At 65.3% G+C, this 23,109-nt stretch carries 18 protein-coding genes and 2 pseudogenes; 7 read left to right on the plus strand and 13 right to left on the minus strand.

Annotated features, from left to right (window positions below):
- Position 1: 1 nt before the first annotated feature.
- The 7 genes from DBW_RS16615 (at position 2) to DBW_RS16645 (ending at position 6,703) form a co-directional block, all read left to right on the plus strand.
- Positions 2-1,114 carry a carbon-phosphorus lyase complex subunit PhnI gene (locus tag DBW_RS16615; protein WP_066729083.1) on the plus strand — a complete coding sequence of 371 codons (1,113 nt, stop codon included), beginning with the start codon at positions 2-4 and terminating at the stop codon, positions 1,112-1,114.
- Positions 1,104-1,979 carry an alpha-D-ribose 1-methylphosphonate 5-phosphate C-P-lyase PhnJ gene (locus DBW_RS16620; protein WP_066729085.1) on the plus strand — a complete coding sequence of 292 codons (876 nt, stop codon included), beginning with the start codon at positions 1,104-1,106 and terminating at the stop codon, positions 1,977-1,979. The genes DBW_RS16615 and DBW_RS16620 overlap by 11 nt, the downstream gene beginning before the upstream one ends.
- Positions 1,979-2,851 carry an ATP-binding cassette domain-containing protein gene (locus DBW_RS16625; protein ID WP_066729888.1) on the plus strand — a complete coding sequence of 291 codons (873 nt, stop codon included), beginning with the start codon at positions 1,979-1,981 and terminating at the stop codon, positions 2,849-2,851. Before DBW_RS16620 ends, DBW_RS16625 begins: the two co-directional genes overlap by 1 nt.
- Before the next feature lie 65 nt (positions 2,852-2,916).
- Complete coding sequence (phnL, locus tag DBW_RS16630) at positions 2,917-3,618, plus strand: phosphonate C-P lyase system protein PhnL (RefSeq protein WP_066729087.1); 702 nt, start codon at positions 2,917-2,919, stop codon at positions 3,616-3,618.
- Positions 3,611-4,768 (plus strand): alpha-D-ribose 1-methylphosphonate 5-triphosphate diphosphatase, encoded by a 1,158-nt coding sequence (locus DBW_RS16635; RefSeq protein WP_066729089.1) that lies wholly within the window; start codon positions 3,611-3,613, stop codon positions 4,766-4,768. The genes phnL and DBW_RS16635 overlap by 8 nt, the downstream gene beginning before the upstream one ends.
- Positions 4,762-5,721 carry a sugar phosphate isomerase/epimerase family protein gene (locus DBW_RS16640; protein ID WP_066729091.1) on the plus strand — a complete coding sequence of 320 codons (960 nt, stop codon included), beginning with the start codon at positions 4,762-4,764 and terminating at the stop codon, positions 5,719-5,721. The genes DBW_RS16635 and DBW_RS16640 overlap by 7 nt, the downstream gene beginning before the upstream one ends.
- 1 nt (position 5,722) lies before the next feature.
- On the plus strand, positions 5,723-6,703 hold the full coding sequence (locus tag DBW_RS16645) for an NAD(P)-dependent oxidoreductase (RefSeq protein ID WP_066729092.1): 981 nt from the start codon (positions 5,723-5,725) through the stop codon (positions 6,701-6,703).
- A gap of 77 nt (positions 6,704-6,780) precedes the next feature.
- On the opposite strand, the pseudogene DBW_RS19305 reads toward DBW_RS16645, so the two are convergent.
- The 13 genes and pseudogenes from DBW_RS19305 to DBW_RS16705 all read right to left on the minus strand — a co-directional run.
- Positions 6,781-7,037, minus strand: a pseudogene (locus DBW_RS19305) (PhoH family protein); the annotation flags it as partial.
- 140 nt (positions 7,038-7,177) lie between these two features.
- Positions 7,178-7,246, minus strand: a pseudogene (locus DBW_RS19310) (PIN domain-containing protein); the annotation flags it as partial.
- Between the two features lie 146 nt (positions 7,247-7,392).
- Entirely contained in the window at positions 7,393-7,974 is a 582-nt protein-coding gene (locus DBW_RS16655; RefSeq protein ID WP_066729094.1) for a phosphatase PAP2 family protein, read from the minus strand.
- Positions 7,968-9,149 carry a glycosyltransferase family 4 protein gene (locus tag DBW_RS16660; RefSeq protein ID WP_066729095.1) on the minus strand — a complete coding sequence of 394 codons (1,182 nt, stop codon included), beginning with the start codon at positions 9,147-9,149 and terminating at the stop codon, positions 7,968-7,970. The genes DBW_RS16655 and DBW_RS16660 overlap by 7 nt, the downstream gene beginning before the upstream one ends.
- Before the next feature lie 8 nt (positions 9,150-9,157).
- Positions 9,158-10,297 (minus strand): hybrid sensor histidine kinase/response regulator, encoded by a 1,140-nt coding sequence (locus DBW_RS16665; protein WP_082820412.1) that lies wholly within the window; start codon positions 10,295-10,297, stop codon positions 9,158-9,160.
- Positions 10,298-10,763: 466 nt separating this feature from the next.
- Complete coding sequence (locus DBW_RS16670; RefSeq protein WP_231875352.1) at positions 10,764-11,567, minus strand: alpha/beta fold hydrolase; 804 nt, start codon at positions 11,565-11,567, stop codon at positions 10,764-10,766.
- An 11-nt stretch (positions 11,568-11,578) separates the two neighbouring features.
- Positions 11,579-12,748, minus strand: a complete 1,170-nt coding sequence (locus DBW_RS16675) for a helix-turn-helix transcriptional regulator (protein WP_066729099.1) — start codon at positions 12,746-12,748, stop codon at positions 11,579-11,581.
- A gap of 223 nt (positions 12,749-12,971) precedes the next feature.
- Positions 12,972-15,212 (minus strand): acyl-CoA dehydrogenase, encoded by a 2,241-nt coding sequence (locus tag DBW_RS16680; RefSeq protein WP_066729101.1) that lies wholly within the window; start codon positions 15,210-15,212, stop codon positions 12,972-12,974.
- A 160-nt stretch (positions 15,213-15,372) separates the two neighbouring features.
- Complete coding sequence (locus tag DBW_RS16685) at positions 15,373-16,791, minus strand: efflux transporter outer membrane subunit (protein WP_066729103.1); 1,419 nt, start codon at positions 16,789-16,791, stop codon at positions 15,373-15,375.
- A gap of 1 nt (position 16,792) precedes the next feature.
- Positions 16,793-19,939 (minus strand): efflux RND transporter permease subunit, encoded by a 3,147-nt coding sequence (locus DBW_RS16690; protein WP_066729105.1) that lies wholly within the window; start codon positions 19,937-19,939, stop codon positions 16,793-16,795.
- A gap of 12 nt (positions 19,940-19,951) precedes the next feature.
- Positions 19,952-21,133, minus strand: coding sequence for an efflux RND transporter periplasmic adaptor subunit (locus DBW_RS16695; protein ID WP_066729108.1), 1,182 nt, complete (start codon positions 21,131-21,133; stop codon positions 19,952-19,954).
- A gap of 82 nt (positions 21,134-21,215) precedes the next feature.
- A complete protein-coding gene (locus DBW_RS16700) occupies positions 21,216-21,791 on the minus strand; it encodes a TetR/AcrR family transcriptional regulator (RefSeq protein WP_066729109.1) in 576 nt (191 codons plus the stop codon).
- Between the two features lie 139 nt (positions 21,792-21,930).
- Positions 21,931-23,106 (minus strand): cation:proton antiporter, encoded by a 1,176-nt coding sequence (locus DBW_RS16705; protein ID WP_066729110.1) that lies wholly within the window; start codon positions 23,104-23,106, stop codon positions 21,931-21,933.
- Between the last annotated feature and the right edge of the window lie 3 nt (positions 23,107-23,109).

Consider the following 23,109-nt stretch of genomic DNA (forward strand, 5'->3'; position numbering starts at 1 on the left):
CATGGGTTACGTAGCCGTCAAGGGTGGCACCGAAGCCATCGAACAATCCAACAGCCTTTTCACCTGGCTGCGCCAGCAGGGGGAGTCCGCCCCCTTAAGCGTCGACCAGGTGCGCGAGCAGTTCTACCTCGGCGTCGACCGGGTGATGGGGGAGGGCTCCCTCTACGCCCCGGACCACGCCGCCCTGGCCCTCAAGCAGGCAGCCGGCGACACCTTCGAGGCAGCGTTCATGCTGCGCGCCTACCGCGCCACCCAGCCACGCCTCGGCTACTCGCTGGTCGCCGACACCGCGAGGATGCGCATCGTCCGGCGCATCTCCTCGGCCTTCAAGGAGATCCCCGGCGGTCAGGTCCTCGGACCGACCAGCGACTATACCCTGCGGCTGCTCGACTTCGACCTGCTGGAGGATTCGGCGGCCCGTCGCGAGGCCTACCGGCAGCGGCTGTTCGGCGACCGCATCGCCGCCGAGGCGCTCCCCGACTCCTTCCCCAAGGTGATCGAGATCCTGCGCCGCGAGGGGCTGCTGGCCGAGCGCCAGCTCCCGGCGCGCGAGGCCGGTGAGCTGCTTGACATCACCCGCCAGTCGTTGACCTTCCCGGCCCCGCGCAGCGCCTCCCTGCAGTCGCTGGCGCGCGGCGAGACCGGTGGCCTGCTGCTGCTCGCCTATTCGAGCATGCGCGGCTACGGCAACGTCCATCCGACCCTCGGCGAGCTGCGGGTCGGCTACGTGCCGCTGGAGATCCGCCATCCGCTCACCGGCGCGGCCCTGCAGGTCGGCGAGGTCAAGGTGACCGAAGCGGAGGTTGTCGCCCACTTCGAGAAGGAGGGGGAGAAGCCGCGCTTCACGCTCGGCTACGGACTCTGTTTCGGCCAGAACGAGCTCAAGGCGATCTCCATGGGGGTGCTCGACCGCACCATGCGCAGCGCCGAGCCCGCGACGCCGGCCGAGGATCAGGAGTACGTCCTCTCCCATATCGACGGCATCGAATCGATGGGCTTCTGCAATCACTGGAAGCTCCCCCACTACGTCGATTTCCAGTCCGATCTCGACCGGCTGCGCAAGGCGCAGGCCACCCACGATAGCAAGCAGAGCGAGGCAGACGATGAAACTTAACGACTGGCTCGGGGCACAAGCCGCCCCGGACACGACCCTCTCCGGCTACAGCTACGGGTTCATCGACCAGGGGGCGAAAAAGGAGATCCGCCGCAGCCTGCTCAAGGCGGTGGCGATCCCCGGCTACCAGGTCCCCTTCGGCTCGCGCGAGCTCCCCATCGCCCGCGGCTGGGGGACCGGCGGATTGCAGATCACCCTGGCGCTGATCCTCCCCGCCGACGTGCTCAAGGTGATCGACCAGGGGTGTGACGGCAGCGTCAACGCCGTCAACATCCGCAAGTTCATCGGCGCCGTGACCGGCGTACCGTCGACGACGGAGACCGCAGCTGCAACCATCATCCAGACCCGCCACCGCATCCCGGAGGAACCGATGACGGAGGAACAGATCCTGGTGCTGCAGGTCCCCTACCCGGAGGCGCTGCGCGAGGTGGAGCCGTCGGAGCTGGAGACCCGGCGCATGCACGCCGAAGCCGACTACAGCCGGATGTGGCTCTATCTCTACGAGAACATCGTCAATTTCGGCGAGATCCGGATCAGCTACCGCTACCCGGTCACCGTCAACGGCCGCTACATCATGGATCCCAGCCCGATTCCGCGCTGGGACGTACCAAAACTGCATATGGCCGACACCCTCTTTCTGTTCGGCGCCGGTCGCGAAAAACGGATCTACGCCATTCCACCCTACACCCGGGTCGAGCCGCTGGAGTTCGAAGACCACGCTTTCCGCGTCGAGGACTTCAGGGGGCACGTCTGCGACCGCTGCGGCTCGACCGAGAGCTTCCTCGACGAGGTCATCGATGACGCCTCGGGCGCCCGACGCCACGTCTGTTCCGACACCGGCTACTGCGACCGGAGGTGCGCATGATGCAACCACTCGCCAGAATCCGCGGCCTCGGCAAGCACTTCGGTCCCGGCTGCCCGCGCTGCTCCGAGAGCACCGGTCCCGCGGCCGAGACCAACCTCTGCCGCCACTGCGGCACCGTGGTCGCCTGCCACGACGTCGACCTCGACCTCCACCCCAATGAGGTGCTCGGGGTCGTCGGCGAGAGCGGCTCGGGCAAGAGCACCCTGGTGCGGCTGCTGCACTTCGAGTGGGAGGCGACCGCCGGCTCCCTCGAACTCCAGCGGTTGCCGGGACTCGAGCGGCTGCCCAACCTGTTCGCGGACCAGGCGGAGTACAGCGCCAACCTGCTGCGCGTCAGCCACTTCCAGCAGCGCCTGGTGCGCAACGCCTTGATGGGGATTGTCTATCAGAATCCTTACCTGGGGCTGAAAATGAACGTCTCGGCCGGCGGCAACGTCGCCGAGCGGCTGCTCGGCGCCGGCTGGCGGCACATCGGACGGATGCGGGCGCGCGCCGCCGAATTGCTGGAAAAGACCGAGATCCCGGTGACGCGCATGGATGAGCCACCGCGCAACTTCAGCGGCGGCATGCAGCAGCGGGTGCAGATCGCCAAGGCGCTCTCCAATGGTCCGCTGGTGCTGCTGCTCGACGAGGTGACCACCGGTCTCGACCTGTCGGTGCAGGCGCGGGTACTCGATCTGATCCGCCAGCTGCGCGACGAGCTGAAACTCTCCATGCTGGTGGTCTCCCACGACCTCGGGGTGATTCGGCTGCTCTGCCAGCGCACCCTGGTGATGAAGTACGGCCGGGTGGTGGAGAGCGGTCTCACCGACCAGATCCTGCAGGACCCGCAGCACCGGTATACGCAGCTGTTGGTTAATTCCCAGCTTTGAGCATTTCATGGGTCCCATCGATCCTATGGGACCCATGGGACCTATAAAAAACAAAGGCCTCTATCATGCTGACCGTCACCAACCTGACCAAGAGTTTCACCATCCACGCCCTCGGCGGCGAGCGGATCGCGGCGATCCACGATATCAGCTTCGCTGTCGCCCGCGGCGAGTTCCTCGCCCTGGCGGGACCGAGCGGCGCCGGCAAGAGCACGGTACTCAAATGCCTCTACCGGACCTACCTCCCCGAACGGGGGGAGATCCGCTACGATTCCGAGCAGTTCGGCAGCGTCGATCTGGCCGCCGCCAGCGAACGCCAGGTGCTGGCGATCCGCCAGCGGGAGCTGGGCTACGTTTCCCAGTTTCTGCAGGTGATCCCGCGGGTCACGGCGCGGGAGGTGATCATGGAACCGATCCTTTCCCGCAATGGCGTCACCGGGGATGAGGCCCGGGCCCGGGCCGAAGAGCTGCTGGAACGGCTGCGCATCCCGAGCCGGCTGTGGGACGCCTATCCGCTGACCTTCAGCGGCGGCGAGCAGCAGCGGATCAACATCGCCCGGGCGATCGCCTGGCGGCCGCGGCTGCTGCTGGTGGACGAGCCGACCGCCTCGCTGGACGCCGCCTCCATCGACATTGTCCTTGAAATGCTCGATGAGCTGCGCCGCGCGGGGACCACCCTGGTCGGCATCTTTCACGACCCCGAAATCATGCAGCGGGTCGCCACCCGCTGCTATCCACTCGCTTCCCTGGAGACCGCCTGCCATGTCTGATTCCTTCGTCATCGATGCCGCCACCGTGGTTACCCCCGAAGCGGTCCTCCCGGAATGTTCCGTGCGGGTAGAACAGGGGCGCATCGCCGAACTGCGCCCGGGGGGGAGTTTCAACGGCAGTGACCCGCACCTCGACGCCCGGGGCAAACATCTCTTCCCCGGTTTTATCGACCTGCACTGCGACGCCATCGAAAAGCAGATCGAGCCGCGACCAAACACCTTCTTCCCGGTCGATATTGCCATTCACGAACTCGACAAGAAGCTGGCCGCCTGCGGGGTCACCACCATTTTCCACTCCCTTTCCTTCGCTGAGCTGGAGGTCGGCCTGCGCTCCAACGGGATGGCCGCGAAAATCGTCCGGGAGGTCAATCGCCAGGCGCCCACCCTGCGGATCAACACCCGTGTCCATACCCGCTTTGAGGTGACCGACGGCGGGGCCGTTCCGATCCTTCAGGAGCTGATTCGTGGCGGCGAGGTGGGGCTCTTTTCGCTGATGGATCATACTCCTGGCCAAGGGCAGTTCCGGGAGGTGGCGAGCTTCAAGAACTACTATGGCCCGGTCTATGCCAAGACCGAGGAGGAGATGGACCGGATCATCGCCCGCAAACAGCAGGCCCAGAACGGCGATGCCCTGACCAGGATCGGGAGGCTCACCGACTGTTGCCGGGAGCACCTCGTAGCGCTCGCCTCCCATGACGACGATTGCGCCGCCAAACTCGACTGGCTGCAGCAGCTGGGGGTCGGAATGAGCGAGTTCCCCGTCAACCTGGCCGCGGCCCGGGCGGCCCGCGATCGCGGTATCACGGTAATCCTCGGGGCCCCGAATGTCCTGCGCGGCTCCTCCCAGGGGGGGAACCTCAGCGCCCGCGAGGCCCTGGCCGAGGGTTGCGGCGAGATCCTCTGTTCCGACTACGCACCCCAGACGCTGCTGCATGCGGTGCTCACCCTCGATCGGCTGGGCCTGAAGCCCCTGCATGAAGCGGTCAACCTGGTGAGCCGCAACCCGGCCCAGGCCGTCGGGATCGGAGCCAAAACCGGAGCCCTGGTCGAGGGCCTGGCTGCCGACCTGCAGCTGCTCGACCTGGCCCAGGGCTTCCCCCGGGTCCTCAAAACCTTTGTCGGTGGCCTGGAGGTGTATGGGTCATGCTGAAAATCGGCAGTCAAATCAATGAAGTGCGGGTAGACGGGGACCTCGATGCGCTGCGTCGGGATCTGGAGGCCTTTGCCGATTTCGGCCTGGAGGCGGTCGAAATCCCGGTACATGGACTCGACGCCATCCGCAACGGGAAACTGCACCGGCCGACCCTGCTGGCCGCCCGCCAGCTCGTCGAGGCCTTTCCCTTCGCCTACAGCGTCCACGCCCCCAACCCCTTGAACCTGATGACCAGGGAGCGCTTTGATCTCCATGTCGCCGTCTTCAGAGCAACGCTGGAGTTTGCCACCGAAATCGGGGCCCAGGCCGTGGTCTACCACCCGGGACGCTATCTGTCCGAGGAGGCCTTTGCCGTCAGTCCCGGCTCGCCCCAGGTCGCCGAAGATGAAAAACGCCGCCTCCTGGAACGGGAGGCGGCGACCCTGCAGAATCTGGCCGCGGAATTTCCCGAGCTCTGCATCGCCATGGAGAACGCCCGTCCCTACCGCGGCCATTCCCCCTACTGCTACGCGGAAAAACCGGTTGAACTCAAGGCCCAGGTTCGGCGCATCGCCAGGGAGAACGTGCGCGTCGCTCTCGATACTGGCCATCTGCAGATGGCCGCCCGCTTCTATGACCTCGACCCCGCCGCCGAGGCCGGCCATCTGTCCGGTCTGATCGCCCATTGCCATGTCCACGACAACTTCGGCGATCCAGTCTATGCCAGCGAAAAGCTGCAGACCCACCAGCTCCCTTTTGGCCGCGGCGATTCGCATATGCCGGTCGGCTGGGGCGGCATCGATTTCGCCGGGATCCTGGCTTCGCTCCTGCCCGATTACGCCGGACTGCTGATAACCGAACTTCGATCCCGCTATTTCCGCCACACCCGTGAATCGGTACAGAACCTCGCGGCCATCGTCGCCAGGTTGAGACAGGAAACGGAGGAGCACCGGTTGACCGCCAGGAGGTGACATGCAACCGACCGTCGTCATTACCCACTGGGTCCATCCAGAGGTCATCGATTTCCTGGCGTCCCGCTGCCGGGTGGTTCCCAACCAGAGCCGGGAAACCCTGCCGCGGGAGGAGATTTTGCGGCGGGCGGCCCGGGCCGAAGGACTGATGACGTTCATGCCCGACCAGATCGACGCCGGATTTCTCCGTGCCTGTCCGCGGCTCCGGGTGATCGGCGCAGCCCTCAAGGGGTACGACAATATCGACGCCGACGCCTGTCTGGCCGCCGGCGTAAAACTGAATATCGTCAGCGACCTCCTTACCGCCCCGACCGCCGAGCTCGCAGTCGGTCTGCTCCTGGCCCTGATCCGCCAGGTGCGGTCTGGCGACAGTCTGGTCCGTTCCGGGGGCTTCAGCGGCTGGCGGCCGATTTTCTATGGCTCCGGCCTGGTCGGCAGCACCGTCGGGCTGGTCGGCATGGGCGCCATCGGTCAGGCGATCGCCCGGCGGCTGGCCGGGTTCGAGGCGCGCTTGCTCTACGCTGACCCCCGTCCGCTGGCCGGCCACCAGGCCGCGGTCCTCGGCGTCGAGCGCCGCAACCTGCCGCTCTTGGTCGCCGAATGCGACCACCTGCTGCTCAGTGTCCCGCTGCTGCCCCAAACCCGGCGTTTGTTCGATTCGGGCCTGTTGTCCCGGGTCAAGCCGGGCTGCTATCTGGTCAACGTCGGCCGCGGCTCGGTATTCGACGAGGCGGCAGTGGCGGCGGCCCTGGCCAGCGGCCGACTCGGCGGCTTTGCCGCCGATGTCTTCGCCTTCGAAGACTGGACCCTCCCCGACCGGCCCACTGCCATTCACCCGGCGCTCCTCGCTTTGCCGGAGAAGACTCTCTTTACCCCCCATCTCGGCTCGGCGACCGACATGGCACGACGTGCCATCGCCCTGGACGCCGCCAACAGCATCCTCGCCGGTCTTGCTGATGCGCCGGTAGCCGGCCCGGCTTGAGACTGTGCCCTTCCCGCAATGATTATCCCCCCTTCCGGCAAGCAGCCACGATGTCCTTTCCAGTATTCGCAGCCGGCTCAGAGGATGTCGCTGGCCAGATCCGCCAATGCGGAGCGCTCCCCCCGGGAGAGGGTAATATGTCCCGCCAGGGGCTGGCTGCGAAAGCGTTCGACGGTATAGGTCAGGCCGTTGCTGCCGGCATCGACGTAGGGGTTGTCGATCTGGTCGGGGTCGCCGATGAGGACGTGGTCCCCTCGCCGGCCCGGGTGATGATCGTCTTGACCTCGTGGGGAGTGAGGTTCTGGGCTTCATCGACCACCAGGCACTGGTGGGGATGGAACGTCTCACCCGGCACCGCTTCCAGCGCCAGGCTCTTGTGGCGGTAGTAGTGGCTGATCTGCTCCCCCGGCACGAGGACCTGGCCCAGCCCGGGTAGAGGGTGTCGTAAGAGATCTTGTCGGTTTCATAATCCTGGACCGCCAGGCCGACGGTGTGAGCCTTGATGCGCAGGTTGACATCCTTGGTTACCAGGATTACCGGCAACCCGTTGCGGCAGTCACCGGAGCGAATGCTCCGGATGCCAGACGGGCGGGCCGGGAACGACGAATAGGCGGAAATGGGAATTTTCGAGCGGAGGGGGGGCAGTCATTGGCGGCATGGCCGGGAGCAGCCATTCGGCGGCTCGGGGGTCAGAAGTTCCCTGTCCACGCCAGGATGCTGACTGCAGCGCAGCCGAGACCAATTCCGAGCAGCGCGCCGACTAGGACGTCGGTCGGGTAATGCAGACCGAGAAAGACCCGCGAAACGCCGACCAGAACTACCACCGGCAGGAGCAGCAGGCCAACGACGGGGAGGATTTCGCCATAGGCGACGCAGGCCGCGAAAGCGGTCATGGTATGCCCGGAGGGAAAGGAAAAACGGTCGGGTGGGGCGAGCAAGCAGCTCAGATCGGCCCAGGCGGTACAGGGGCGCGGGCGGCCGATCAGGTTCTTGAGCCCCTTGAAGAGAAGGATCGAAGCGGTAATAGCGAGCGCTGCGGCAAGGACCGCCTGCCGGCCGGCAGTACCGCCGACCGTCAACAGTATCAGGCCGCTGATACCCCAGAGTGGGCCGTCGCCAAGGCGGCTCGCCGTGATCAGCAGCTGCGTCAGCCAGCGATGGCGGCGCAGGTCGCAGAGGCGCTGCATCAGCAGCACTTCATGGCTGGTGATATGGCGGGCGCAGTAATCGACCAGGTGGCGGCCGAAAGGGTTGTGCGTCTCAGTCAGCATAGACTCTCCTTCCCTGGTTCGGGCAGGGTCCCGGTACAACACAGCCGCTTCCCGGAATGCTCGGCATGCAGCCGGAGATATTGATCGCGCACCGCACTGTTGATCTCTTCCCAGTTCTGGTCCTCTGCGTAGAGCCGCGCGGCCCGGCCAAGGCGCTGGCGCATTTGTGCATCATCGACCAGCGACTGCAGGGCAGCCGCAAGCGCCGTTGCACTTTGCTCCTCAACCAGAATTCCCGACTCGCCGCTGAGGAGGATATCCCGCGGCCCGGGGACGTTGAAGGCGACCGTCGGCAGACCGGAGGCGAGAGCCTCGAGGACGACGTTGCCGAAGGTTTCGGAGAGGGAGGGGAAGGCGAAGATGTCAGCCGAGGCGTAATAACGTGCCAGCTCTTCGCCTTCGCGATATCCGCTGAAAATTGCACCGGGCAAGGCCGTGTGCTCCAGTTCAGCGCGCAGGGGACCGTCGCCGACAAGCAGCTGGCGCACTCTACCGGAGAGGCGTCGGCAAGCCGCAAAAAGCAGGGCGAGGTTCTTCTCCGCAGCGAGCCGACCGACAAAAAGAAGGACCACCTCGTCCCCGGCGATGCCTAGGCTGCGACGCAGTTCGGGATCGCGATGACGCGGATGGAAGCGCGCGGCATCAACACCACGTGGCCAGACGATGAGGTTGCGAAAACCGCGCTCCGCCAGCATCCCGACGATTGACGGGGTCGGGCAGAGGGTCAGGTCGGTACGGTTGTGAAATTTGCGCAGGTAGTCCCAGGCGACCGTTTCGAGCGCGCCGAGCCGGTAACTGGCAAGATACTGGGCGAAATTGGTGTGATAGGAGCTGACCACCGGCAGGCCGAGGCGGCGTGCCGCCCGCAAGGCCGCCCACCCTAAAGGCCCCTCGGTGGCGATATGGACCAGATCGGGGACGAAGGCGGCAAGACGGTGCAGCAATCGCAGCGGGGTAACGACGGGAAGGAGAACCTCAGAGTAAAAGGGGAGCGGTAGCGCGGGGAAGCATTCTGCTTCACTGCCGACTGGGAGCGTGAGCCCCTGCCGATAGCGGGGAGTCAGCAACAGCAGCTGGTCACCGCAGGCAACAAGGTAATTGGCAAGCTGGTTGAGGGTGCGGGATACGCCGTTGATCTGTGGCAGCCAGGTCTCGGAAACAATGGCGATGCGCATTGGCCGGATCATTGCGGCGTCGGAAAGCTGACCACGAAACGACTGCCGACCGGGTCCCGATCCTCGACCCGGACCTCGCCCCCCATCACCTCGGCGAGGGTCCGGACGATATAGAGGCCGAGGCCGTTGCCAGGGGCCGTGCCGACACCGCTGCCGCGGACGAAGCGCCGGAAGATCTTTTCCCGCTCTTCTGCGGCAATCCCCGGGCCACTGTCCTCCACCGCCAGCTCCAGCCGGGCGCCGGCGGGAACCGCCAACCGCACCATCACCGGACTCCCTTCCGGTGCATACTTCAGGGCGTTTTCGAGGAGGTTGGAGAGGATCAGGCGTAAGCCGAGACTGTTGAGCCCGGTCGGCAGGACGGGCGCCGCCGTGTCGAGGAAGAGGGGCATCCGGCACCGCTCGGCCTGCGGCTGGTAGAGTTCGAGGAGCTCGCGGGCCAGGGCCACCACCTCGACATTGTCGCCGGGCAGCTGCAACCCCTCGTCGGCGCAGCGGCTGAGCAGCAGCAGGCTCTCGGCGAGGTTGCCGAGGGTCTGCGAACTGCGCTCGATAGCGGCAATACAGTTGCGCGACGCTTCACCATTCCCCAGCTCCGGACGGCTGAGGAGCCCCGAGTAGCCGCGCAGGATCAGCAACTGGTTGCGCAGTTCGTGGGCGAGGATATCCTGCAGCATCCCGTCGCGATCGCTCTGCGCCCGGAGCCGGTCGATGGCGCCATGCAACTGGCGCTCCTGGTGGCGCCGCTCGATCAGCCGCCGGGCCGTCAACAGGACCTCCCGCACCGAGTAGGGCTTGGGGATGAAGGCGTCGGCACCGAGCTCCAGGCCGCGCAGCCGGTCATCCATGGAGCCGAGGGCGGTGAGCATGATGATCGGCACGCTGCCGATCGGTTCCTCGCGCCGGGAGCGGATCAGCCGGCAGACCTCCCAGCCGTCGAGGTCGGGGAGGAGAATGTCGAGGAGGATCAGGTCGGGCCGGGCGCTACCGACGAGGCGACAGGCGCTGAGGCCATCCTCAGCCAGCAGCACATCATAGCCCTGGCTTTGCAGCTGGTACTCGAGGACCGCCGCCAGCTCCGGCTGATCTTCGACGACAAGAACCGTCCCCTGCCCCATGGATGTCCCCGGTTTTTCGCTTTTCGTCATGGGACAAAGCTGGGGCCGGCGTGTTAGGGGTCAATTAAAGGACCTTTCGATGTTGGTTAGCGTGCCACAGCCGGGCGCAGGATGAAATTTCCACGCGCCGGGTGATGATCGGCCTGGTTGGCCTGGTCGGTCTGCTGCTACTGGGTGGGATCGGCTATTGAGTCAGCTCGTATCTGACCAACAATGCGGTCGCGGCCCTGAACAACCTGTCCGAGGCCCGGCAGCTGGGTGCGCTCAATCAGGACCTGCCCGCGCTGCTGCAGGCGGTCGTCGACGCGATTCGCCAGGAGAGCGCCGCCATTATCAAAATCATCGGTGGAATAAGGAATTGCAGGAGTCGGTGGCCAGGCTCGACAACCAGGCCCACCTGCTGAAGAACGAGATCGCGACCTCCCGTCCCAGCCAGAAACTCACCCCGAATCGGGGGAGGGCATGAGAGAAGGCCCGGCGGCAGGGTGGTGAAGTATCAGGAAAGCTGGCCCAGAACCTCTTCCAGGACCTTGTTGAAGTGCGCCGGGTCCTCCATTTGCAGGAAGTGTCCGGCCCCGGGGACCAGGGTTTCGGTGACGAAGGGTGCGCACCGCTCGCGGGCCGAGGCCGGGATCAGCGCGCCATTGATGGCGTAGATTGGCATCCGCAGTTCGCTGAAGGCGGCCTGCGGGCTCCAGGTGAGGAGAGCCTCCCAGGCCGGCAGGGCCCAGGCAGGGTCGGCGGTGGACATCTCCTCGATCAACTGTTTTTTGAGGGCCGCCGGGGTGGCCGCAGTGGCGGTCTGCTCGACCAGGCCGGCCATGGCGGCGGCGAAATCCTCCTGGAACGGCGCAGCAATGGCCTGAACCGTCTCCGCGGACAAACCACCGTAATCGATGACAAAGGTGTCGACCAGCACCACGCCGACGACCTTTGCACCCAGCTGCCGGGCGGCTTCCAGCGCGACGGCGCCGCCCATCGAATGGCCAACCAAAACCACTTCTCTTGCCGTAAGAGCGTCAACACAGGCGGCAATATCCCGGCCGAAGGACTCCACACTCCAGCGGCTGCGGCTGCGGCTGCGGCTGCCGTTGGCCGAGTCGCCGTGGCCGGGCAAGTCGGGTGCGGCCACCGCATAGCGGGAACTGAAGTGGTCAAGCTGGGGGCGCCAGTAGCTGCGCCGGCAGGTCCAGCCATGGACAAAAAGGAGGAGCGGCCCGCCTTCGCCACCACAATCGCAGGCGAGAGGAATCCCGTCATGGGAATAGAACATGTCTGGGGTGGGAATTTTCATTTCCATGGTTGAGACCTCTAGCGGCGCCGGGCGGGGCCGGCCAGCAGTTTTTTCACCAGGTCCGCCTGGTTGCGGGTGTCGGTTTTGGCAAAGATCGTCTTGAGGTGGGAACGGACGGTATGGAGACTGACAAAGCAGCGCCGGGCCACCTCCGCCGGGTCGGGGGTTGCCAGCAGGGCCAGGGCGATGCGGGTTTCGGCATCCGAGAGGGCATAGAGGCTGCGCAAGCGCTCGCCGTCCATGGGCAGGCCCGCTTCGGGATCATGGAGATAAACCGCCACATAACCGGTGGTCCTCCCCCCGAGGACCGGGACATCGGGATGGACCGGCTTGACCAGCAGCTGCAGGATCGAGCCGTCGGCGCGCTCCACCGCCAGGGATCCACCGGCAAAATGGAGACCCCGGGAATCGGCGGCCGCCAGGCACTGCTGCAACAACCGCTGCAGGGAAGGGTCCTGTGACCGGTCGGCAAGGCGCAATTGGCCGTTGGCCAGGGTCAGGGGGGTGTCGCTGCCGATGAAAGCTTCCGCCCCGGAATTGCAGTGGACCGGTCGCAGCGTGAAATCGAGCAGGATAAAGGGGAGAACCTCTTCTCCCGCCGCGATCGCCACCGCCTCGGCCCTGGCGCGGCGCTCGCCGACCTGGCCGGCCAGCTGAAAGGCATGCTGCAGGTGCGGGACAAAATTATTGACGTAGGCCGTGTCCGCCTCGGTGTAATGGCCCTGGCCGCGGGTGCGCTGGACCAGCAGCTGTACGGTGCGCCCGGTATCCTGGTAAATGGTGCCGCAGATTCCGTGGTGGATATCCTGCGGCCGCGCCCAGTCGTTGTAGAATTCGCTGCGAAAAAAATCGGGCTGACGGCAACTGAAGTGGAGATAGGTTGAGTAGAGGCGGCCCGGTTGTTTTTGCAGCAATTCGGGACGCCAGGGGCAGGCGTTGACATAGTGCTCAACGTACTGGTGATGAAAATCGTCGTCGATATTCTGCTTGATGCTCGAAATGACCCGGGTTGCCTGGGAGTTCATGACCAGCAGACGGGCCGAACGGGAGTTGGTATGGGCAATCAGGTCATTGAGAAAGGCGCGCCAGTCGCCGGGCTCGGCGACGGTTGCATAGATGCGTTCGAGCAGGCGCTCGCGCTGCTGCGCCAACTGGGCCGGAAGAGAAATGTTGCCTGCGACGTCCATGCGATCTCAGCTACCCGCAAAGTTGAAATCGATCCGGAGACCGGCAAGGGGGCGAATATTACAGCTGTCGGACCATCAATTTCGATCCTTTCCCTGCCGCCAAGGGGCCACTTTAGCACGTAAACGGCGGCAAAAGAAACGGAAATAGCGTGCAGTAGCCGCTCCAAGGGTGGAAAATCATGATTTCGGTGAGTCGTGCGTCCCACAGGGCCCCTTCTGACCATCAGCTTCCGGCCGTAGCGGAAAAGTTGCTCTCGCCGAGTTCCTCCGCGGCAAAATCATCGACCGCCAATACCTGCGCGACCGCCTTCGCGCACTCTTCCAGCAGGTCGGCTTCCTTCGCGCTGAGCAGTCCTTTTTCGAACCCCTCCCGGAAGTCGCGACAACGCGCCTCGTGCAGGCGCTGCTGCAGCGGAGCGCTCGCGATCACCAGGTCGAAAGCCTGCTCCAGACCGGCGACGGCGACGTTGGCGCCTCCCTTGAGGAAGAGGCCGGCCGTCAGGCGCTCGCGGGTGGCCGAAGGGGCGAGGAGAAGCTCGGCGCAGCGCCGGGTGAGCCGATCGGAGGGTCCGTGGCGGCGCACCCCCAGCGGCAGGATGATGAAGCGGACAAGCGCCGCCAGCGGCCGGTTGGGGAGATTGGCGAGGACGCCGTGCAGCCGCTCCTCGATGAGGGCAAAGCGGCTCTCCATGGCGAAGGCGACCAGCGGCAAGTCCTCCGCCGGTTGCCCCTCGTCCTGCCAGCGCTTGAGGACCGCCGAGAGGAGATAGAGCTCGCTGAGGATGTCGCCGAGGCGGGCCGAGATCATCTCCTTGCGCTTGAGCCCGCCGCCGAGGAGGAGCAGGGTCGCATCGGCCAGCAGGGCGAAGCTGGCGGCATAGCGATCGAGGCGCCGGTAATACTTCGTCGCCTTCCCCTGGGCCGGGGCCGGGCCGATGCGGCCGCCGGACCAGCTGCGCACCCAGGCGCGGAAGAAGGTCTTGAAGCCATGACGGAAGTGCCCCGAGAAGCTTTCATCGAAGGCGGCGAGCGCCGCGTCCGGATCTTCCTCCTCGAGAGCGAGCATCTCCTTGAGGAGCCAGGGGTGGCAGCGGATCGCCCCCTGGCCGAAGATGATCATGCTGCGGGTGAGGATATTCGCCCCCTCGACGGTGATCCCCACCGGCACCGCGCGGTAGGCGTCGCCAAGGTAGTTGAGAGGACCGTCGATCACGGTCTTGCCGCCGTGGACGTCCATGGCATGGTCGATGGCGGAGCGCATCGCGTAGGTGGCATGGACCTTCATGATCGCCGAGATCACCGAGAGCTTGCGCCCCTGGTCAAGGCCGGCACAGGTCAGGCGACGAGCGGCATCGACCAGGTAGGCGTCCGCAGCGAGGGGGCCGAGACGCTCCTGGATCCCCTCGAACTGGCCGATAGGGATACCGAACTGGTGGCGGATGCGGGCGTAGGCGCCGGTGGTGCGGGCGCAGAGGGCCGTCGCGGCCGCCGAAAGGGAGGGGAGCGAAACGCCGCGGCCGACGGCGAGGGCGCTCATCAGCATGCGCCACCCCTTGCCGACCTGCTCCCGGCCGCCGATGACGTGGTCCAGAGTGATGAAGACGTCGTGTCCCTGGTTGGGGCCATTCTGGAAGAACTGGAACGCCGGCAGGTGGCGCCGGCCGATTTCGACTCCCGGCAGGTTCGTCGGCACCAGCGCCAGGGTGATGCCGATATCCTCCAGGTCGCCGAGCAGATGGTCAGGGTCATAAAGCTTGAAGGCGAGGCCGAGGACCGTGGCGACCGGACCGAGGGTGATGTAGCGCTTGCTCCAGTTGAGGCGGATGCCGAGCACCTCCTCGCCGTCGAACTGATCCCGGCAGACCACGCCGCAGTCGACCATCGCCGCCGCGTCGGAGCCGGCTTCGAGGCTGGTCAGGGCAAAACAGGGGAGTTCGCGGCCGTCGGCGAGGCGCCGCAGCCAGAAATCACGCTGCGCGTCGGTGCCGTACTGCAGCAGCAACTCTGCCGGGCCGAGGGAGTTGGGAACCATCACCGTGACGGCGGTGACGAGGCTGCGTGAGGCGATGGTCCGGATCACCTCCGAGTTGGCGTAGGCCGAGAATTCGAGCCCGCCGTATTCGCGCGGAATGATCATGGCGAAGAACTTTTCGCGTTTGAGAAATTCCCAGACCGCGGGCGGCAGGTCGCCGCGGCTCCGGTTGATCTCCCATTCGTCCAGCATGCTGCAGAGTTCCTGCACCGGACCGTCGAGAAAGGACTGCTCCTCTTCACTCAGCGTCGCCGGCGGCGTGGCGAGGAGCTTTTCCCAGTCCGGGTTGCCGGTGAAAAGATCACTGTCCCACCAGACGTCACCGGCGGTGAGCGCCTCGCGCTCCGTCGCCGAGAGGCCGGGGAGCGCGCGCCGGGCCAGCTTGAAGATCGGCCGAATCAGGTAGTTGCGACGAAAGGTTTTGAACGACATGGCTCTCCTCCTTGCTGAAGCTCCGTCTGGCGAAGCAACCTTCCCTTTTTTCAATCATACCATGGCGTCCCCTGCCGGCAGCGCCACCAACAGCAAAGGCCGGGAAATATCCCGGCCTTTGCTGTTGCAACAGTTCGATCGGCGCCGCAGCGGCCGCCCTTTACAGTGGCGCTGCAGAGCTCCCCCCACCGAGGACCTGGTAGAGGGTGACCTGGTTGGCGAGCAGGGCGAGGCGCACCCCGATCAGGTTCTGCCGGGCGCTGTAGAGGGAGCGATGGGCATCGAGAACATTGAGGTAGCTGTCGATCCCCCTGGCATAACGGGCCTGGGAGAGGCGGTAGCTCTCTGCGGTGGCCGCGGTAAGAGCCTGCTGCGCCGCCGCCTGCTCGCCGATGGTGGCCCGAACGGCGAGGGCGTCCGCCACCTCGCGGAAAGCGACCTGGATCGCCTGCTCGTAGCGGGCTACGGCAAGCTGCTGGTCGACCTTCGCTACCGCGAGGTTGGCGCGGTTGGCGCCGGCGTTGAAGAGTGGCAGGGTCAGGCGCGGCGCGAAGTTCCAGGCGAGGGAGCCGGCGCCGAACAGCCCGGAGAGCTGGTCGCTGCCGGTACCGATGGAGGAGACCAGCTCGATACGCGGGAAGAAAGCGGCCCGCGCCGCGCCGATGTTGGCGTTGGCCCCCTGCAGCCGATGCTCGGCGGCGCGGATATCGGGCCGCGCCAGCAGCACCGTGGAGGGGAGACCGGGGGCGAGGGTACGGAAAGGGGCCGGGTCGGTGCTGAGCGTCGCCGGCAGCAGGGGTGCTGCCACCCGGGCGCCGACCAGCAGATCGAGACCATTCTCGTCCTGGGCGACCAGGGAGGTGTAGCGGGCGATGTCGACCCGCGCCGCCTCGAGGCTCGATCTGGCCTGGTTGAGATCGAGGGCAGAGGCGACCCCGGCCTGGAAGCGGCGCTCGATCAAATGGTAGGAGGCCTGCTGGTTTTCCAGGGTCTCCCGGGCGAGCTGCAGCCCCTCGCGATCGGCGGCGAGGTTCAGGTAGGCGCGGGCAACGCTGGCGACCAGGCTGATCTCGACGCTGCGCCGGGCCTCGCTGGTGGCGAGATATTCCTCCAGCGCCTGCTCCTTGAGGCTGCGCACCCGGCCGAAGAGGTCGAGCTCAAAGGCGCTGACGCCGAGACCGACGCTGTACTGGCGGACGATCTCACCGTCACCGCTGGCGGAGAGGTCGGCGGGGATGCGCTGGACGCTGCCGGCGGCGCTGCCGTCCAGGGCCGGCAGCAGGTCGGCACGGCGGATCCGGTACTCGGCCTGGGCCCGCTCCATGTTGAGCAGGGCGAGGCGCAGGTCGCGGTTCTTCTCCAGTGCCGTGGCAATGACCGCGCGCAGCTGCGGATCGAGGAAGAAGTCCTGCCAGGGGATCTCCGCAACGGCCGCGCCGGCGGTCGCTGGCGTTTCCCCCCCCTGGCCCGGCCAGTCAGTGGGGACCGGCGCGGCGGGACGGGAGTAATTGGGGGCCAAGGTCGCGCAGCCGGCCAGCAGCGCGAGCAGAAAGAACAGAAAGAGCGTTTTCCGTTGCATATCAGTGCCCCTCCATCGGCGCGGCGACAGTCTTCTTCTTCCTGGCAAAGAGCCGCGAAATCAGGACGAAAAAGAATGGGATGAAAATCAGGTCGATAAAGGTCGCCGACAACAGGCCGCCGGTGACCGCCGTACCGATGGCGTTCTGGGCCGCCGCACCCGCCCCGTTGGTCAGCGCCAGCGGGAGAGTGCCAAAGAAGAAGGCGAGCGAGGTCATGATGACCGGCCGCAGCCGGATCTTTACCGCCGTCAGGGTGGCTTCGACCAGCTCGTGCCCCTGATTCAGCTGGTCCTTGATGAACTGGATGATCAGGATGGCGTTCTTGGTCGAGAGACCCACCGTGGTGAGCAGGCCAATCTGCAGGTAGATGTCGTCAGGCAGACCTCGCAGGGTTACCGCCGTCACCGCACCGACCAACCCCAGAGGGAGCATCAACAGGTTGACGAAAGGGATGGTCACGCTCTCGTAGAGAGCCGCCACGGCAAGAAAGACCACCAAGAGCGAGATGGCGTAGAGGGCCGGGGCCTGGGCGCCCGCCTTCTTCTCCTCGTAGGAGAGGCCGGTCCACTCGTAGCCAATCCCCGCCGGCAGCTTGGAGACCAGCTGTTCCATCCGGTTCATCGCCTCCCCGGTGCTGATGCCGGGCGCCGCCTGTCCCATGATCTCCACCGAGGGAATGCCATTGTAGCGTTCCAGGCGCGGCGAACCGAACTGCCAGTGGGCGGTGGAAAACGCCGAGAAAGGAACCATCGCCCCCTGGTCGTTGCGGACGTACCAGCGGTTAATGTCCTCCGGCAGCATCCGGAACTGGGGATCAGCCTGGACAAAGACCTTCTTGACCCGGCCGTTCTGGATGAAGTCGTTGACGTAGCTGCTCCCCCAGGCCGTGGAGAGAACGCTGTTAATGTCCCCGATCGCCACCCCCTGAGCGCCAGCCCGGGCGTCGTCGATGTCGAGCTTGAACTCCGGGGTGTCGTTCTGGCCGTTGGGACGTACCGCAACCAGGTTGGGATCCTGCATCGCCATACCGAGGAGCTGGTTGCGCGCTGCCATCAGCTGGTCATGGCCGAGCCCACCGCGATCCTGGAGTTCCAGGTCGAACCCGTTGGCGACCCCGAGCTCCAACACCGCCGGCGGCGAAAAAGCGAACGCGAGGCCGTCGCGAATGTGGGAGAAGGCCTGCATGGCCCGGCCGGCGATGGCGTCGGCCTGCAGCGCAGGTTCCTGCCGCACCTTCCAGTCCTTGAGCTTGACGAAGGCCAGTCCCATGTTCTGGCCACGGCCGGCGAAGCTGAAGCCGGCCACGGTGATGACCCCCTCGACGGCCTGCTTCTCGTCCTCGAGAAAGTGTTTCTCCATCTGTTGGAGAACTTTGATCGTTCGATCCTGGGTCGCTCCGGCCGGCAATTGGGCCTGACAGATGAGAAAGCCCTGGTCCTCGCTCGGGAGGAAAGAGGTCGGCAGCTTGAGAAAGAAGTGGACCATGACGGCAACGATGCAGCCGTAGATCAGCAAATAGCGCAGCGGCTTGCGGAACGAGTGGCCGACGATCCGCTCGTAATTGTGGCGGCAGAATTCGAAGGCCCGGTTGAAATAGCGGAAGAACCAGGGGAACCAGCCGCTTTCACCGGCCTGATGTCCCTTGGGGATCGGCTTCAGGATGGTTGCGCACAGCGCCGGGGTGAGGATCATCGCTACCAACACCGAGAGGATCATGGCGGAGATGATGGTGATGGAGAACTGGCGGTAGATGACGCCGGTCGAACCGCCGAAAAAGGCCATGGGGAGGAAAACCGCCGTCAGCACGGTAGCGATCCCCCACAGGGCTCCGGTGATCTGCCCCATCGACTTGATCGTCGCGTCATGGGGCGAGAGCCCCTCCTCGGACATGATCCGCTCGACGTTCTCTACCACAACGATGGCGTCGTCGACCAGCAGGCCGATGACGATGACCAGGGCGAACATGGTCAGGGTGTTGATGGAGAAACCGGCGACCGAAAGCGCCCCCATCGTCCCGAGCAGCACCACCGGCACGGCGATAGTCGGAATCAGGGTGGCGCGGATATTCTGCAAAAAGAGGAACATGATGACGAAGACCAGGCAGATCGCCTCGATCAGCGTCCGAACCACCTCTTCGATGGAGATTTTGACGAAGGGTGTGGAGTCGTAGGGATAGACCACCTTCAGCCCGGCCGGAAAGTACTTCTCCAGTTCGGCCATCTTGGCCTTGATCCGGGTCCCGGTCTCCAGGGCGTTGGCGCCCGAAGCGAGACGGACCGCCATCCCGCCCAGCGGCTTGCCGTTGTAGAAGGCCTGGATCTGGTAGTCTTCGGTACCGATCTTGGTGGTTGCCACATCCTTCAGCCGCACCGTCGAGCCGTCAGGGTTAGTGCGCAGGATGATGGCGTCGAACTCTTCCGGCGTGTGCAGCAGGGTGCGGGCGGTGACGGTGGCGTTGAGCTGCTGTCCCTGCTCGGCCGGCAGGCCGCCGAACTGACCGGCCGAGACCTGGGCGTTCTGGGCCTGCAACGCCGCCACCACGTCGCTGGTGGTCAGGTGATAGTTGTAGAGCCTGGCCGGATCGAGCCAGACCCGCATAGCGTTCTGGGTGCCGAAAACCTGAAGTTCGCCGACGCCATCCAGGCGACTGATGATGTCCTGGACGTTGGAGACCATGAAGTCGGTGATGGCGTTGCGATCCATCGAGCCGTTTTCCGAGACCAGGCCGACGATCAGCAGGAAGTTGCGGGTCGATTTGACCACCTGAATTCCCTGCCGCTGGACGATCTGCGGCAACAACGGCACCGCCAGTTGCAGCTTGTTCTGGGTCTGGACCTGGGCGATATTGGGGTCGGTGCCGGCCTTGAAGGTCAGGGTGATGGCGACCGTTCCCGAGGAGTCGCTGGTCGAGGACATGTAGAGCAGGTTGTCGATACCGTTGAGCTTCTGTTCGATCACCTGGGTGACGGTGTCCTGGACGGTCTGTGCCGAAGCGCCTGGATAGACGGCGCGAATGGCGATCTGCGGCGGCGCGATCGGCGGATACTGGGAGACCGGCAGGGTCTTGACCGCCAGCAGGCCGGCCAGCATGACGCCAATGGCAATCACCCAGGCAAAGATCGGGCGATTGATAAAAAATTTCGGCATGACGGGGCTCCTCTACTTCGCTGCGGCCGGCTGCGCTGCAGCGGCAGGGGTACCGAAAGGAACAGGCTTGACCACCGTCCCCGGCCGGGCCCGTTGCAGCCCCTCCAGGATGACGCGGTCGCCGGGCTTTAGTCCACCCGCGACGAGCCAGTAGTCACCGACCGTGCGTGCAACCTGAATCACCCGTTGCTCGACCTTATCGTCGGCACCGACCAGCATCACCACCGCGTTCCCTTCCGGATTGCGGGTCACGCCCCGCTGCGGCACCAGGATGGCATTTTCGTTGACCCCCTCTTCGAGAAGAGCGCGCACGTACATCCCGGGCAACAGGAGCTGTTTCGGATTGGGGAAGAGGGTACGCAGGGTGACCGAGCCGGTACTCGGGTCGACGGTAACGTCGGAAAACTTGAGGACCCCCGTCTGGTCGTAATCCGTCCCATCCTCGAAGACGAGCCGTACCTTGGCCTGGCCGGCCGCCCCCTTGAGGGCGCCGCTGGCCAGTTCCCGCTTTAGCTGCAGCAGCTCGGCGCTCGACTGGGTGACATCCACGTAGGCCGGATCGAGCGCCTGGATTGTCGCCAGCGGGGTGGCCTGACTGGCCGTCACCAAGGCGCCGGTGGTAACCAGAGAGCGGCCGATGCGGCCGCTGATCGGAGCCTTGACGGTTGTGTAACCGAGGTTGATGCGCGCTGTATCTACCGCTGCCTGAGCCACTTGGACGTCGGCTTCGGCCTGCTTGATGGCGGCTGTAACGTCGTCCGATTCCTGCTTGCTCACCGCGTCGATCTTGACCAGCCCGGCATAGCGCTCAGCCTTGAGGCGCGCCGGTTCGACGTTCGCCTCCGCCCGGGCGAGAGCCGCCTGGGCGCTGGCATAGGCAGCCTGGTAGGTGGCCGGATCGATCTGGTAGAGCACATCGCCGGCCTTCACCTCGCCCCCCTCGGTGAAGAGGCGCTTCTGGATAATCCCTCCCACCTGGGGGCGCACCTCGGCAATCAACCGCGCCGAAACCCGGCCGGCAAGTTCCCTGGTAAGGGTCACCGGCTGCGTCTTCATCACCGCGACTCCTACCTCAGGCGGCGGCGCCTGGGAAGGAGGAGCGGCTACCGACGGCTGGTCGCAGCCGGCAATCGTCAAGCCGGCCACGAGCAGCCCGGCAAACAGGATTTTTCTGAGTGTGCACACGTTTCGCATAACAACCTCTGGCATGAAGTGGAAATAGGGCTTCGTCCCGGCGCGAGCCGGAACGGTTCTCAACCAAGGTGACCTTTCGGGACTATCTTCGGACTCCGTCCCAGCAGGCCGCAGTGATCCGGGCGATGAGGTCTTCGTCCAGGGCGATGAACCCCAAAATATGGTCCCGGGCGACGGCCAGCAGTGGACCGAAAGCCAGGGCGAACAGGGAAGCCAGCGGCAGGTCCTTCATCACCTGCTGCGCGATGGCCTCGGCAAAAAGCTGCTGATAGACCCCGCAATTCCCCTTCTTTCCCAGCAGTTTGTCCCGCCGGAATTCGACCCCGTAGGGGGAGTTGTGAAACTGTTCCAGGTAACGGAAATCGAGGGGGTGGTCGATAAAGTACTTGAGCCAGGCCGAGCCGAGGTGAATGAACCGCTCGCGGATCGGCTTGTCGGTCGCATAGCCCACCATCAAGACCGGACGAATCCGGGATTCGAGCTCCTGATAGAGGACGTTGATGAGGACATCCTTGTTCTCGAAATAGCGGTAGATGGTCCCCGCCCCGACCCCGGCCCGCTCGGCAATCATCGCCATCGGCGCGCCGTGAAAGCCGTTTTCGGCGATCAGTTCGAGGGCGGCGTGGAGGATCTCTTCCCGCTTGTCGGTTCTGGTCATGCGGTTCTCCTCGTTGCGGAATGAACGTTCATTCTTCTAGCACGGGGAGTTCCGCACGGGCAAGTGTTTTTTCGGCCCGCTAGTCGATTTCGATGGCGCCGATATCGGCGAGGGGGCGACCGGGATCGCAGGATCTTGCTCAGATCAACTTGCCGTTGGCGGGTTTCGGCGCCGGCAGCCGTGGGGCGAGGAAGCGGAAGAGCGTCGGGTAGACGACGCTGGCGAAGAGGGCGGTGAGGACGAGGGCGGCGCTGAGCGGGTCGGAGATCAGCCCCATGCGCTTGCCGAGGGTGCCGGCGACGACGATCATCGACAGGGGGGCCGAGAGGAGGATCGCCATTGCACCCGCCTCGCGAAAGGAGAGGCGCAGGGGACGCACCAGCAGCAGCGGCGAGAGGTTGCTGACCAGGACCATGCCGGTGAGGACGAGGGCGGTGAGGACGATCGGCAGCGAGGTGACGGTCTGCAGGTCGAGCTGGGAGCCGACGCCGATGAAGAAGAAGGGGATCAGAAAGCCGAAGCCGAGGGCATTGAGCTTCTCCTCGAAGCGCCCCATGCTGCGGAAGACCTGGCTGAAGATCATGCCGGCGAGAAACGAGCCGAGGATCGGCTCGGCGCCGGCGGCCGCGGCGAGAATGCCGCCGCCGAAGGCGACCACGACCACTGCCCGCACCCCTTCCTCGACCGGGTCCTGGCTCTCCATCACCTTCGCCACCCGGTCGGGATGCCACCAGGCGAGCAGGTAGAGCAGCCGCAGCACCAGCAGCGCCAGGCCGAAGAGAAGCGCCAGCTTGCCGAGTTCGAGGACCGCCTCCCAGGCCAGACCGTGCTTGTGGTAGGCGTCGATCAGGGTCAGCACCAGGATCGAGAGGAGCTCGCCGGTCAAGGCAACGCCGATGATGTCGCGCCCGAGGGGGGTACGCGAGAGGCCGAGCTCCTTGAGGACCGGGATGGTGATGCCGGCGGAGATCATCGCCACCGCCACGCCGAGGAAAAAGGGCTGGCCGCAGGCGACGAAAATTAGCGGAGTGACCGAGAAGGAGACGACCGAGATCAGCACGTACCAGGGGCTCTTGCCGCTCTTGCGGACGCTGTGCAGGTCGAGCTCCATGCCGGCGATGAACATCAGGTAGATGAAGCCGAGTTCGCGCAGCAGCTGAAACCACTCCGGTCGGCCGTTGATCAGGGTGTTGAAGAGGAAGGCGCCGTAGACGATTTCGAGGGCCGCCGAAGGGAGGCGGAAGCGGCGCGCGAAGAAGGGGATGACGGCGGCGCCGAGGACCACCAGAAAGATGGAGAGCTGTTCGTGTCCCATGGC

This window comes from Desulfuromonas sp. DDH964 (genome assembly GCF_001611275.1).
GTDB lineage: Bacteria > Desulfobacterota > Desulfuromonadia > Desulfuromonadales > DDH964 > DDH964.